Genomic DNA, 13,502 nt, shown 5'->3' with positions numbered 1-13,502 from the left:
TTTCCGGGGCACCGGAGCGCACACGTCGGCGCACGCACACGTCCTCGCAGGACCGAGGAGGGTCGCTATGGGCAAGCGGAACACGCATGACCGGACGGTGGACGACGGGAGCGGCCGGTGAGCTCACTCCTCCTCCTGACCAACGCGCTGCAGCCGTCCACCGAGGTGCTCCCGGCACTCGGGCTGCTGCTGCACAACGTACGGGTGGCCCCGGCCGAGGGCCCCGCGCTGGTGGACACGCCCGGCGCCGACGTGATCCTCGTCGACGGCCGCCGCGAGCTGCCGCAGGTCCGCTCGCTGTGCCAGCTGCTGCGCTCCACCGGGCCCGGCTGCCCGCTGGTCCTGGTGGTCACCGAGGGCGGGCTGGCGGCCGTCACCGCGGACTGGGGCATCGACGACGTCCTGCTGGACACGGCGGGACCCGCCGAGGTCGAGGCGCGGCTGCGGCTGGCGATGGGCCGGCAGCAGATCGGCGTCGACGACAGCCCGATGGAGATCCGCAACGGCGACCTGTCGGTGGACGAGGCCACGTACAGCGCGAAGCTCAAGGGCAGGGTCCTGGACCTGACCTTCAAGGAGTTCGAGCTGCTGAAGTACCTGGCGCAGCACCCGGGCCGGGTCTTCACCCGCGCCCAGCTCCTCCAGGAGGTCTGGGGTTACGACTACTTCGGCGGCACCCGCACCGTGGACGTCCACGTACGGCGGCTGCGCGCCAAGCTCGGGCCCGAGCACGAGTCCCTGATCGGCACCGTCCGCAACGTCGGCTACCGCTTCGTCACCCCGGAGAAGGGCGAGCGGGCGGCGGAGGAGACGGCGCCCGCGCGGACCGGGCAGGAACCCGCGCAGGGAACGGCCGTGACCGCCTCCAGGAACGGGTGATCACGCGGTGGTCACGCCTGTGGACAGACGGTGGGATGCACGGGTGTACCCGCGTAGACTCGGCCCGTGGCAAAGGTGACGCGTGACGATGTGGCCAGGCTTGCGGGGACCTCGACCGCGGTCGTCAGCTACGTCATCAACAACGGACCCCGGCCGGTCGCACCGGCCACCCGCGAGCGCGTCCTCGCGGCGATCAAACAGCTGGGCTACCGCCCCGACCGGGTGGCCCAGGCGATGGCGAGCCGCCGCACCGACCTGATAGGCCTGATCGTGCCGGACGCCCGGCAGCCGTTCTTCGCGGAGATGGCGCACGCCGTCGAAAGGGCGGCCGCCGAGCGCGGCAAGATGGTGCTGGTCGGCAACTCGGACTACCTCGACGAGCGCGAGGTGCACTACCTGCGGGCCTTCCTCGGCATGCGGGTCTCGGGGCTGATCCTGATCAGCCAGGGCCTCAGCGAGCACGCCGCGACGGAGATCGACGCCTGGGACGCGCGGGTCGTGCTGATGCACCGGCGCCCGGAGGCGATCGACGACGTCGCGGTCGTGACGGACGACGTCGGCGGCGCCCAGCTCGCCACCCGGCACCTGCTGGAGCACGGCCACTCGTACGTGGCCTGCCTCGGCGGCACCGAGATCACCCCGAAGCACGGCGACCCGGTCACCGACCACATCGAGGGCTGGCGCCGGGCGATGCAGGAGGCGGGCATCCCCGTCGACGGCCGCCTGTTCTCGTCCTCGTACAACCGCTACGACGCCTACGAGGTCGGCCTGGAGCTGCTGTCCCGGCCCGACCGGCCGACGGCCATCGTCTGCGCCACCGACGACCAGGCCATCGGCCTGCTCCGGGCGGCCCGCGAACTGCGCATCGACGTGCCGGGCGAGCTGGCCGTGGCCGGGTTCGACGACGTCAAGGAGGCGGCGCTCACCGACCCGCCGCTGACGACGGTGGCCTCGGACCGCGAGGCGATGGCCCGCGCGGCGGTCGACCTGGTGCTGGACGACGGGCTGCGGGTGAACGGCTCGCGGCGCGAGCGGCTGCGGCAGTTCCCGTCCCGGCTGGTCGTACGGCGCAGCTGCGGCTGCCACTGACCGCGGCGCCGGCCGCGGCGGGCCCGCCCCCGCCCCGGTCGGCGGCCCGTCTACGGGCTGTGTAAGCGTAGGCCCTGACCTGCGGCTTCGTTCCTCATATCGGGCATACGGAACTCTGCCCCGCTTCTCAGGTCACACTCAGGCGGCTCTCATGTTCAGCGAGAACAGTCATAGGCATGAACGAGAGCACCCGTCGCAACGACGCCCACGACCCGCAGCAGTCCTCCGGCGCCGGCGGGTACCCGCCCCGGCCGCCCTACGAGCCGCTGCTGACGTACGGGCACCCCGCGCCCTACGCCGCGCAGCCGCAGCCCCAGGCGCAGTCGCAGCGCCGGAACCGCCGTCCCGTGGCCCTGGTCGCCTCCGTGGCGCTGGTGTCCGCGCTGATCGGCGGCGGCACGGCCGCCCTCGTGGGACGGGCGACCACCCCGACCTCCACGGCGGGCACCTCGACGAAGGTGATCGGCACCAGCAGCTCGGGCAGCACCGGTGTCTCGGCCGTGGCCGCCGCCGTCAGCCCGAGCATCGTGGAGATCAGCGCGACCTCGGCCGCCGGGGAGTCGACGGGTTCCGGGGTGGTCGTCACCGGCGACGGTGAGATCGTCACCAACAACCACGTCGTCTCCGGGGCCGATTCGGTCAAGGTGACCTTCAGCTCGGGCAAGACGGTCACCGGCAGCGTCGTCGGCACCGACAGCGGCAAGGACCTCGCGCTGGTGAAGGCCGAGGGCGTGAGTGGTCTTCCGGTCGCCTCGCTCGGCGACTCCAGCCGGGTCGCGGTCGGCGACCAGGTCGTCGCCATCGGCTCGCCCGAGGGCCTGACCGGCACCGTCACCAGCGGCATCGTCTCCGCGGTCGACCGCGACGTCACCGTCTCCACCGGCGAGGGCCAGGGGCAGCGGCCCGGCGGCGGGACCGGCCGGTGGCCGTTCGAGTTCGGCGGCGGCCAGTACAACGGCGACGTCGGCCCGTCCACGACCACGTACAAGGCGATCCAGACCGACGCCTCCCTCAACCCCGGCAACTCCGGTGGTGCCCTGATCAACATGAGCGGCGAGATCATCGGCATCAACTCGGCCATGTACTCCGCCGCCTCCTCCGCAAGCGGCCAGGCCGGCAGCGTCGGCCTCGGCTTCGCGATCCCGGTGAACACCCTCAAGTCCGACCTCGGCACCCTGCGCAACGGCGACAGCGACAGCTGACCGCACCGCATCGAAGGGATGTGGGCACCATGAACGTCTTCCTCAGCACCTCCCTCCACCCCGCTACCGTCCCCTCCGGCCCCGCCGACCGCGCGCTGATCCCCTACCGGGAGCCGGCCGCCCGCGAGCCCGAGATCGCGACCACCCGCCGGTACGCGCGCCGCTACGCGCGCCGGGCGATTGCGGCCCACCGCCTCGCCGCCGTGCGAGGCTAAGAACCGGAGCACCCCGCACCCCCAGGCGGCACCCACCGCCCCCAACCCTCATCCCGCGAGGTGGAAGACCATGAGCCCCGGCGAGAACGGCGAGGCCCCCGCCCGCATCCTGATCGTGGACGACGAACCCGCGGTCCGCGAAGCACTCAGGCGCAGCCTCGCCTTCGAGGGATACGAGACCGAGCTGGCGGAGGACGGCCTGGCCGCTCTGGACCAGGTCGCCTCCTACCGGCCGGACGCGATCGTCCTCGACGTCCTCATGCCGCGCATGGACGGCCTCACCACCGCCCGCAGGCTCCGGTCCGGCGGCACCACCACACCGATCCTCATGCTCACCGCCCGCGACACGGTCGGCGACCGGGTCACCGGTCTCGACGCCGGCGCCGACGACTACCTGGTCAAGCCCTTCGAGCTGGACGAACTGCTGGCCAGGCTGCGGGCGCTGCTGCGGCGCAGCGCGTACGCGACGGTGACGGGCGGCGCCACCGGCGAGGAGAGCGCACTGTCCTTCGCGGACCTGCGGATGGACACCTCGACCCGGGAGGTCACCCGGGCCGGTGTGCCGGTCGAGCTGACCCGCACCGAGTACACCCTGCTGGAGATGTTCCTCGCCCACCCGCGCCAGGTGCTCACCCGCGAGCAGATCCTCAAGGCGGTCTGGGGCTTCGACTTCGAGCCGAGCTCCAACTCCCTGGACGTGTACGTGATGTACCTGCGGCGCAAGACGGAGGCCGGGGGCCTGCCGCGGCTGGTCCACACCGTGCGGGGCGTCGGCTACGTACTGCGCTCCGCGGAGGGCAAGGGCTGATGCGGCGCATCCCGCGCTTCCGCTCGCTGCCGCTGCGGTCCCGGCTGGCGATCCTCACCGCGGCCGCCGTGGCGGTCGCCGTGGCCGCGTGTGCACTGGCCTGCTGGTTCATCGTGGAGAAGCAGCTGATGGACCAGCTCGACGAGTCGCTGCGCGCGCCGGGCAACGCGGCCCCCGCCGCCCGGAGTGTGCTCGGCGACTACGGGTGCCTGAGCTCACCGCAGAGCGACACGTCCGACGGGCCGCTCTCCTTCAACCCCAACCACTCGTCCGTGCTGCTCGTCACCGAGGACGGCACGGGCTGCTGGGTGCTCGGCGACGAGATGCTCCCGGTGACGGAGGCGGACCTGGCCGTGGTGCGGGGGCAGTCCTCGGAGTCCCTGCAGACCGTGACCACGAAGGACGGCACGGAGATGCGGGTGCTGACGCGGCCCGCCCAGATCGAGTACTCCCGCCAGCGGACGGAGCAGGCCGCCATCTCGGTCGGCCGCCCGCTGGACGAGGTGACCGGCCCGCTCAACACCCTCGCCCTGATCCTGCTGGCCGTCAGCGGCATAGGGGTGCTCGGCGCGAGCGCGGCCGGCCTCGGCGTGGCCCGCGCGGGGCTCAAGCCGGTGGACCGGCTCACCGACACCGTGGAGCACGTGGCGCGCACCGAGGACCTGAGCGTCCGCATCCCGGTCGAGGGCCGCGACGAGATCGCGCGGCTGTCGGCGTCCTTCAACTCGATGACGGCCGCGCTGTCCTCCTCCCGTGAACTCCAGCAGCAGCTGATCGCGGACGCCGGGCACGAGCTGCGTACCCCGCTCACCTCCCTGCGCACCAACATCGAACTGCTGGAACGCAGCGAGCTGACCGGACGGGAGCTGCCCGCGGAGGACCGCCGGGAGCTGATGCTGTCGGTGAAGGCGCAGATGGGCGAACTGGCGGCGCTCATCGGCGACCTGCAGGAGCTGTCCCGGCCGGACGCGGCGCACGGCGGCGCGCCCCCGCAGACCGTGGCGCTGCACGAGGTCGTGGAGGCCGCGCTGGAGCGGGCCCGGCGGCGTACCGGCCCCGACCTGAAGATCACCGCCGACCTGGCCCCCTGGTACCTGCGGGCCGAGCCGTCGGCCCTGGAACGGGCGGTGATCAACCTCCTGGACAACGCGGTGAAGTTCAGCCCGCCGGCCGGCACGGTCGAGGTGGAACTGCACGGCGGGGAGCTGACCGTCAGGGACCACGGTCCGGGCATCCCCCCGGAGGACCTCCCGCACGTCTTCGAGCGCTTCTGGCGCTCGGCCTCCGCCCGCAGCCTGCCCGGCTCGGGCCTGGGCCTGTCGATCGTGGCCCGTACGGTGCAGCAGCTCGGCGGCACCGTCGCGCTGCAGCCCGCGCAGGGCGGCGGCACCGTGGCGGTCGTCCGGCTGCCCGGGGCGCGGACCCCGCCCCCCGAGGCGCCGGAGGGCACGCCGGCCGGCTAACCGGCGTGCCAGCGCTGGGCGTCGGCGGTGCCGACGGTGGTGAAGGAGAGGGTGGAGCCGGGGATCGAGCCGTCCGGCCGCATCGCGGTACCGAGGTCGATCTGCGGGCGGACCCGGCCCAGCGAGTCGACCAGGAACAGCAGGTTCGCCGCGTTCCCGCCCTCGACCGACGAGCAGGCCCAGATGCCGAGGCCGCGGTCGGTGTCGCCGCGCGAGTCCAGGCAGAAGGCGGGGTCCGCGCCGTTGACCAGCAGGCCGCGCGGGTCCACCCGCCACTTCTGTGAGGCCGAGCCCGCGTCGCAGCCGGCGACGATGACGTCGTCCCCCTTGTCGAACTCCTCGTCCCGTACGTCCAGGCAGAGACCCGACGCGTCGTTGACGACCTGGGCGTAGGCACTGCCCGGCACCTTCCGCGGCGGCCGGGTGCCCGGCGTGCGCGTCGGCGGCGCGGGCGACCGGGTCGCCGTCCCGCCCGGGCCGCCGGAGCCGCCCGCCGTACGGGAGGGGCCCGGCGTCGCGGTGGGGCTCGGGGTGACGGTCTGCGTGGCGGTCGCGGTGACCGTGACCGCCGGCGGCCTGGGCAGCGCCCCGCCGTTACCGGTCGGGGCGGGGTGGTCGCCCGTCGCGTAGACCAGACCGGTGGCGGCCAGGGCGGCGACGGCGACGAGCAGCAGGGAGACCAGCGGAGAGGGGTAGCGGGTGCGCAGCCTCAGCAGCCGCTCCAGCGGGCCGGGCCGCCGGCGCCGGCGGGAGGTGCCGGGCGCCGCGGGCGGGGCGGGCGCGGTGGCGGGCGGCTCGGGGGCGGACCGGGCCGCCAGGTAGGCGGGCCCCGCCCAGCCGAGCAGGGCCGCGACCAGCAGCGGCCGGGGGTCGCGTTCGAGGGCGATCAGCGTCTCCAGCGCGCCGGAACAGCCCGGGCAGTGCGCGAGGTGCCGGTCCACGTCCGCGTTCTGCCGGGCGTCGTCGCGGCGGGCGGCGGCGTCGAGGAGCCGGCCGAAGCCCTTGCAGCGGGGGTCCTGGCTGCGGTCCAGGTACGTCCGCAGGTAGGCCTCGCGCAGCGCGTCCCGGGCCCTGGCGGTCAGGTCCGCGACCTCCGGGGGCCGGTCGCCGGTGCACAGGGCGACGCCGGCGGCGCTCTCCCGCTCCACGACGGCGTGCCACAGCACGCCCTGGGTGTGCTGCGGCAAGGCGGCGAAGGCACCGGCCGGCACGGAGCGTTCGGCCAGGTGGAGCCGGGGGTGGACGGGCAGGCCCGGCAGGCCGGGAAGGCGCTGCTCGGCGCCGCGGATGTCGTCGATGAAGGCGGCGTACGCGTCGCCGAGCCGTTCGCGGCGGCTGCCGGCCGCCCACACGGCGGCGGCCTGGTGGACGAGCATCAGCAGCCGGTGCCGCCAGGGGCCGCGGGGGTCGACGCCGCGGTGCACCTCCTGCCAGGCCAGCGCGAAGGCCTGCGCGGCGAGTTGGTCGGCGGCGGCCCCGTCACGGGTGCACAGCCGGGCGTAGCAGGCGACGGCGGGCAGGTGGCGGCGGCGCAGTTCCTCGGTCGCCGGGTAGGCGGTCGGCGCGCCGGCCCGTACCCGCTCGGTGAGGGCGGCGTCGGACAACTCCTCGTACACGGGCGCTTGGTGCTTCTGGGACACGGCGGACCACCCGGACACATCGATGGGTCTGGAGGGACGGGGCTGCCCATGGTGAAGCACAAGTTACTGCCGAGGAAAGTGTTCCCGCCGGTAACTCCCCGGCGCCGGAAGGGGTAAGCGCTTCAGCCCACGCGCGGTCGCCGAAGGGTCACCCCGCGCTGCCGTTCCGGCTCAGCTGATCACGTGCGGCAGGAAGCGCGCGTACGTGTCGGTGACCAGGCCCGCCGACTCGCGGATGCCGAGCCCGGCCGCCTCGTCCGCCACGACCCAGGCGCCCAGCACCACGTGGTTGCCGTCGAACACGGGCAGCGGGGCCAGTTCCTGGTAGCAGCAGGGCTCGTCGGCGGGCGGCGCCGCGGCCTCGCCCGCCCGGTGCACGGTGACGCCCGCCCCCTCCCGGCCGAGCAGCGGCTTGGCGACCCAGCCCGTGGTCCGGGCGAGCTCACGGGGACCGTCGAGGTACGCGGCGAGGAGGTTGGGGTGGCCGGGGTAGAGCTCCCACAGGACGGCCAGCAGCGCCTTGTTGGAGAGCAGCATCTTCCAGGCGGGCTCGATCCAGCAGGTCGTGCCGGTGCCGCCGCCGTTGTCGAGGGTGTCCAGGACGTGACCGCCGAACTGGTCGGTGGCCAGCCATTCCCAGGGGTAGAGCTTGAAGCAGCTGCGGATGAAGCGCAGCCGGTCGTCGACGAAGCGGCCGGACAGCTCGTCCCAGCCGATCGCCTCCACCGACAGGGCATGGGTGTCGAGACCGGCCTGTTCCGCGGTCTCCCGCAGGTAGGCCACCGTCATCAGGTCCTCGCCGAGCTCGTCGGCCTCGGTGTGCACGAAGTGCACCGGGCCGGGCGGCAGCAGCGGGGCCTGGCGCCGCCACGCGTCGACGAGGCGTTCGTGGAGGGAGTTCCACTGGTCCGCGCCGGGGAAGCGGTCCTCCATCCAGAACCACTGGGCGCCGGCCGCCTCGACCAGCGAGGTGGGGGTGTCGGCGTTGTACTCCAGCAGCTTCGCCGGGCCGGTCCCGTCGTAGCGCAGGTCGAAACGGCCGTAGAGGGAGGGGAGTTCCGCGCGCCGCCGCCAGGACTCGGCGATCCGCCCGGCCAGGCGCGGGTCGTGGACGCCGAGCTCGGCGAAGCGGTCCTCGGCGACGATGTGCTCCGCTGCGGCGAGGCACATCGCGTGCAGTTCCTCGACGGTCTCCTCCAGGGCCTCGACCTCGGGGAGCGAGAACTCGTAGTAGCCGCTCTCGTCCCAGTACGGCCGCAGCGAGCCGTCGGGGTAGCGGGTCAGCGGGTAGACGACGCCCTGCTCCTCCACGGTCCGCTGCCAGCCGGGCCGCGGCTCGACGGAGTGCCGGCGCATCAGCCGCCGCCGGACCCGTGGCCCGAGCCGTGGCCGCCGAAGCCCCCGGTCTTCACCGACGACTTGTCGAAGCTGCCGCCCTTGGCCTTCCCGCTCCGGACGCTGCCGCCGTAGTAGTAGCGGCCGTGGCCGTGATCGTCCTCGCACTCCTTGGAAGGAAGCGTCCGGTAGGTCTCGGGGTCGACGCAACGCTTGTCGGGTTCGGAGCCGCACGCGGTCAGCGCCGCGGCGAGCACACCCATGCCGCCGAGGATCACCGTGCCGGACCTGAACCGCCGTCGCCCCGTTGTCGTCATGTCCACAGCGTAGGCAGCGGAGGCCCACAGCACGAGGGCGGGGTCGCGGGCGCCCTGGCGAAAACGGCCGGGAACGGCCGGGGGCGGCCGTCGGTGTCGACGGCCGCCCCCGGTGCGGTGTGCGGTCGCGGGCCCTGCCCGCTCCCGCCGCGTACTACTGGACGATCGTGATGCGGTCGGCCGCCGGGGCCGCCAGCGGCGCGGAGGCCGAGGAGTTGGCGGTCAGGTAGGCGTTGAGCGCGGCCAGGTCGTCGCCGCCGACGAGCTCGTTCGTCCCGTTGGCCAGCTCGGCGAAGCCGTCGCCGCCGCCCGCGAGGAAGTTGTTCATCGCGACGCGGTAGGTGGCCGCCGGGTCGATCGGGGCACCGTTCAGGCGGATCGAGCCCGCGACGACGCGGTCGGCGCCGGACTTGGTGAGGTCCAGCGTGTAGGTCAGGCCGGCGGAGATCTGCAGGATCTTCGGGGCGGCCGCGTTGGCGCCGCTGACCTGCTGCTGCAGCACGGTGACCAGCTGGGCGCCGGTCAGGTTCCGCAGGTTGACCGTGTTGCTGAACGGCTGGACCGCGAAGCCCTCCGCGTAGGTGACCACGCCGTCGCCCTCGCTGCCGGTGGCCTTGTGCACCAGGTCGGTGCGGATGCCGCCGGGGTTCATCAGGGCGAGGTCGGTGTCGGGGTCGAGCGACTTGCCGTAGGCGAGCTGCGCGTCGGCGATCAGGTCGCCGAGCGGCGACTCGTTGCCGGCCCGGTTGATGTCCTGGGAGATGTAGCCGACGGTGCGGCCCGCGACCGGGGCGGCCAGCGTCTGCCAGCGGCCGATCAGCGCCGTCAGGTCCGCGGCCTTGCTCTGGGTGCGGTCGACGACGTGGTTCGAGCCGCGCACCGAGGCGCGCACGATGTCGTGGGTGCGCAGGTCGTACTTCATGTCCAGCTCGGTGAAGAGCCGGCCGAAGGAGGCCGCGCTGGTGACCAGGCGGTCGTGGCCCTTGGGGTCCGGGACGGTGCAGACGTACGCGTTGTGCGTGTGGCCGGTGACCAGCGCGTCGACGTCCGCCGAGGTGTTCTTCGCGATGTCGACGATCGGGCCGGACAGACCGGTGCCGGCGCCGCCCGCGTCGCAGTTGTAGTTGTACGCGGAGGAGGCGGGGAAGCCGCCCTCGTGCACGAGCGCGACGACGGCGTTGACGCCCTTGCGCTTGAGCTCCTTGGTGTACTTGTTGATCGTCTCGACCTCGTCGAGGAACTTCAGGCCCTTGACTCCCTCGGCGGAGACGATGTTGGGGGTGCCCTCGAGCGTGACGCCGATGAAGCCGACGCGGACGCCCTTGACGTTCTCGATGGTGTACGGCTTGAGCAGCGGGCGGCCGGTCTTCTCGTTGACGACGTTCGCCGAGAGGATCGGGTAGTCCGCGCCCTTGAACTTGCGGCCCTTCTCGTAGCAGCCCTCGACCGGGTGGCAGCCGCCGTTCTGCAGGCGGAGCAGCTCGTCCTTGCCCTCGTCGAACTCGTGGTTGCCGACGCCGGTGACGTCCAGGCCCAGCTTGTTCATGGCCTCGACGGTGGGCTCGTCGTGGAACAGGCCGGACAGCAGCGGGCTGGCGCCGACGATGTCGCCCGCGGCGACGGTGAGCGAACGCGCCTGGCCCTTGCGGGCGGTGCGCAGGCTGGAGGCCAGGTACTCGACGCCGCCGGCGTCGATCGTCTTGGTGGTGCCGTCCGCCTGGAGCTCGGTGACGCGGCCGGAGGAACCGGCCGGGGGCTCCAGGTTGCCGTGGAAGTCGTTGACGGCGAGCAGCTGGAGGTCGACGGTCCGGCTGCCGTGGCCGTGACCCCCGTGGTGGGTCTCGTGGGCCTGGGCGGTCGGGCTCGCTATGACGAGCGCACCGACCGCGGCCAGGCCGGCGGTCGCGGCGGCGACGCGGCGTGCGCCACGGTGACGCGGGTGGGTCACAGACATGGGTCCCCTTGGACGTGAGCGGTGGACGTGAGCGATGGACGTGGGCGATGGACGTGGGACGGAGGACGGAGGACGGAGGACGGCGGCAGCCTATGGTCAACGCGCGTAGTTGTCAGTGGCTTTGCGGTTACGGGCAGGTTTCGACTGATCGGTACATGTCGGATCTCCAGGGATGACGTCTCACATCTCGGAAGGATCTGTCTCGCCATTCGAACCAGCTGCATAGTTGGATCCACCACCGACCGAGGAGGTGCACGCCATGCGCCGCCGCTGGCTGATGCTCGCCCTGGGCACCGGGGCGCAGACCGCCGCCTGCGCCTTCGTCTACGGAGTCCCCTACCTGGCCGCCGCGTTGCGGGACACCGCACACCTGACCCTGCCGCAGATCGGGCTCCTCATCGCCTGCCCCACCGCCGGGCTGGTCGCGGCCCTCGTCGCCTGGGGCGCCGCCGCGGACCGGTACGGCGAACGCGTCGTGATCGCCTCGGGTCTCGGTGGCGCCGCCGTGCTGCTCGCCCTCGCGGCCGGCCCGGTGGGCGCCGGGCGCGGCACGACGGCACTGGGCGCGCTGCTCGCCCTGGCCGGAGCCGCGGGGGCCTCGGTGTACTCCGCGAGCGGACGCCTCGTCATGGGCTGGTTCTCCGCCCGGGAGCGCGGACTGGCCATGGGCATCCGGCAGACCTCCACCCCGCTCGGCATGGGCGTGGCCGCGCTGACCATGCCGTCGCTCGCGGCCGCGTACGGGGTGCGCGGCGCCTTCGGCTTCCTGGCCGCGGTGTGCGGGGCCGTCGCCTGCATGGTCGCGCTGTTCGCCGCCGACCCGGCACGCCCGCAGGCCGCTCCCGGGGCCTCCCCGGCCGTCAACCCCTACCGGGGCTCGGCCACCTTGTGGCGGATCCACGGCGCGGGCGCGCTGCTGGTCGTACCGCAGTTCACGGCGGGAGCCTTCGCCCTGGTGCTGCTGGTGGACACCCGGGGCTGGTCGGCGGTCGGCGCCGGGCGGCTGATCGCCCTCGCGCAGGTACTGGGGGCCTGCACCCGGATCGCCGCCGGACGCTGGTCGGACCGGGTCGGCAGCCGGCTGCGGCCGATGCGGCAACTGGCCGTCCTCACCGCCGTGGTGGTCTCGGCGGCCGCCCTGACCGCGGCCTTCCCCTCGCCGCTGACCGCGGCCGCCCTCGTGCTGTCCGTCGGGATCACCGCCGGCACCAACGGGCTGTCCTTCACCGCCACGGCCGAACGGGCGGGCCCGTCCTGGTCCGGTCGCGCCCTCGGCGTCCACAACACCGGCCAGAACCTGACCGCCGCCCTCGTCCCTCCGCTGAGCGCCGCCCTCATCTCGGCCACCGGCTACTGGCCCGCCCTCGCCGCCGCGGCGGTCGTGGCCTGCGGTGCGGCGGCACTGGTGCCGATGGACACCTCCCGCACCCCCGCGGTCGTAAGCTCGGTCCCATGACCGACGCAGCAGCACAGCAGACCGCCGTGGGCCCCCGCCGGATCGAGACCCTCGACGAGCTGAGCCCCGGCCGGGCCGACGCGGTCCTCGCCCTGATCGAGGCGGCCGCGGAGGTCGACGGCCAGGCCGCGGTCTCCGAGCAGGGCCGGCTCCACCTGCGCGGCGGCGTCCGTGAGGGCGTGACCCACCTGCTGGTCGAGAGCGACGGCGCGCTCGTCGGGTACGCCCAACTGGAGGACACCGACCCGGTCGAGGCCCCCGCCGCCGAGATGGTCATCCACCCGGCGCACCGCGCTCAGGGCCACGGCCGCGCGCTCGGCCACGCCCTGCTCGCCACCTCCGGCAAGCGGCTGCGGGTGTGGGCGCACGGCGGCCACCCCGCCGCCCGCCACCTGGCCGGACTGCTCGGTCTCGCCCTCTTCCGCGAGCTGCGGCAGCTGCGCCGCCCGCTGGCGGAGGGAGCCGGCGCGCCCCCGCTGGGCGAGCCCGTGTACCCCGCCGGCGTCACCGTGCGCACCTTCGTCCCCGGCCGGGACGACGCCGCCTGGCTGGCGGTCAACGCCGCCGCCTTCGCGCACCACCCCGAGCAGGGCAGCCTCACCCAGCGCGACCTGGACGACCGCAAGGCCGAGCCCTGGTTCGACCCGGCCGGCTTCTTCCTCGCCTTCCGCGGCGACCGGCTGGCCGGCTTCCACTGGACGAAGGTGCACGCGCGCGAGCGCCTCGGCGAGGTCTACGTGCTGGGCATCCACCCCGAGGAGCAGGGCGGCGGCCTGGGCCGGGCGCTCACCCTGACCGGGCTGCGGCACCTCGTGCACGACCGCGGCCTGCCCACCGCGATGCTCTACGTCGACGCGGACAACGCACCCGCCCTCGCCGTCTACGAACGCCTCGGCTTCACCACGCACGAGGTCGACCTCATGTACCGCACGGAGACCTGAGCCCCGCCGCCGGGCGGCCCGCCCCCCCGGACGGGCCATCGCCCTGCCGGGGCCCGGTCCGCGGCGGATCCGCGGCGGGACGGCGCGGGGGCCGCCGGGGAGCCCCGGCGGGGCCGTCGTGGTGACCGCCCGGTCACGGCCGGTACGTACGGCGATTTCCTGACCGCCACCTGCCCGTTACCGGCGATTCAAACTCGCTTGCG

Annotated in this window: 12 protein-coding genes; 8 read left to right on the top strand and 4 right to left on the bottom strand. The window is 73.9% G+C overall.

Annotated elements, in window-relative coordinates:
- Positions 1–117: 117 nt before the first annotated feature.
- The 6 genes from ACZ7MY_RS36670 (at position 118) to ACZ7MY_RS36645 (ending at position 5,656) form a co-directional block, all read left to right on the top strand.
- The gene (locus ACZ7MY_RS36670; RefSeq protein WP_499608932.1) at positions 118–879 is read left to right on the top strand and encodes a response regulator transcription factor; all 762 of its coding nucleotides are present in this window, start codon (positions 118–120) and stop codon (positions 877–879) included.
- Positions 880–945: 66 nt separating this feature from the next.
- Positions 946–1,968: a LacI family DNA-binding transcriptional regulator gene (locus tag ACZ7MY_RS36665; RefSeq protein WP_499608930.1), complete on the top strand. Its 1,023-nt coding sequence runs from the start codon at positions 946–948 to the stop codon at positions 1,966–1,968.
- A gap of 176 nt (positions 1,969–2,144) precedes the next feature.
- Positions 2,145–3,170 (top strand): S1C family serine protease, encoded by a 1,026-nt coding sequence (locus ACZ7MY_RS36660; RefSeq protein ID WP_499608928.1) that lies wholly within the window; start codon positions 2,145–2,147, stop codon positions 3,168–3,170.
- Between the two features lie 29 nt (positions 3,171–3,199).
- Entirely contained in the window at positions 3,200–3,385 is a 186-nt protein-coding gene (locus tag ACZ7MY_RS36655) for a hypothetical protein (protein WP_089227694.1), read from the top strand.
- Between the two features lie 70 nt (positions 3,386–3,455).
- Positions 3,456–4,193 carry a response regulator transcription factor gene (locus ACZ7MY_RS36650; protein WP_499608926.1) on the top strand — a complete coding sequence of 246 codons (738 nt, stop codon included), beginning with the start codon at positions 3,456–3,458 and terminating at the stop codon, positions 4,191–4,193.
- Complete coding sequence (locus tag ACZ7MY_RS36645; RefSeq protein WP_499608924.1) at positions 4,193–5,656, top strand: sensor histidine kinase; 1,464 nt, start codon at positions 4,193–4,195, stop codon at positions 5,654–5,656. Before ACZ7MY_RS36650 ends, ACZ7MY_RS36645 begins: the two co-directional genes overlap by 1 nt.
- Here the strand turns inward: ACZ7MY_RS36645 and ACZ7MY_RS36640 are convergent.
- The 4 genes from ACZ7MY_RS36640 to ACZ7MY_RS36625 all read right to left on the bottom strand — a co-directional run bounded on the left by ACZ7MY_RS36640 (position 5,653) and on the right by ACZ7MY_RS36625 (position 10,902).
- Positions 5,653–7,296 carry a ricin-type beta-trefoil lectin domain protein gene (locus ACZ7MY_RS36640; RefSeq protein WP_499608921.1) on the bottom strand — a complete coding sequence of 548 codons (1,644 nt, stop codon included), beginning with the start codon at positions 7,294–7,296 and terminating at the stop codon, positions 5,653–5,655. The genes ACZ7MY_RS36645 and ACZ7MY_RS36640 overlap by 4 nt on opposite strands.
- Before the next feature lie 171 nt (positions 7,297–7,467).
- On the bottom strand, positions 7,468–8,652 hold the full coding sequence (locus ACZ7MY_RS36635) for a glutathionylspermidine synthase family protein (protein ID WP_499608918.1): 1,185 nt from the start codon (positions 8,650–8,652) through the stop codon (positions 7,468–7,470).
- Positions 8,652–8,948, bottom strand: a complete 297-nt coding sequence (locus ACZ7MY_RS36630; RefSeq protein ID WP_499608916.1) for a hypothetical protein — start codon at positions 8,946–8,948, stop codon at positions 8,652–8,654. The genes ACZ7MY_RS36635 and ACZ7MY_RS36630 overlap by 1 nt, the downstream gene beginning before the upstream one ends.
- A 154-nt stretch (positions 8,949–9,102) precedes the next feature.
- Positions 9,103–10,902 (bottom strand): bifunctional metallophosphatase/5'-nucleotidase, encoded by a 1,800-nt coding sequence (locus tag ACZ7MY_RS36625; RefSeq protein ID WP_499608915.1) that lies wholly within the window; start codon positions 10,900–10,902, stop codon positions 9,103–9,105.
- A 259-nt stretch (positions 10,903–11,161) separates the two neighbouring features.
- On the opposite strand from ACZ7MY_RS36625, the gene ACZ7MY_RS36620 reads away from it, so the two are divergent.
- Positions 11,162–12,358 (top strand): MFS transporter, encoded by a 1,197-nt coding sequence (locus ACZ7MY_RS36620; protein WP_499608913.1) that lies wholly within the window; start codon positions 11,162–11,164, stop codon positions 12,356–12,358.
- Positions 12,355–13,299 carry a mycothiol synthase gene (gene mshD / locus ACZ7MY_RS36615; RefSeq protein ID WP_499608911.1) on the top strand — a complete coding sequence of 315 codons (945 nt, stop codon included), beginning with the start codon at positions 12,355–12,357 and terminating at the stop codon, positions 13,297–13,299. The genes ACZ7MY_RS36620 and mshD overlap by 4 nt, the downstream gene beginning before the upstream one ends.
- Positions 13,300–13,502 lie beyond the last annotated feature (203 nt).

The sequence above is a fragment of the Streptomyces sp. NPDC111520 genome, assembly GCF_055635295.1.
Note: the sequence above shows the minus strand (reverse complement) of the source record. Positions and strands in the feature narration are given on the sequence as shown.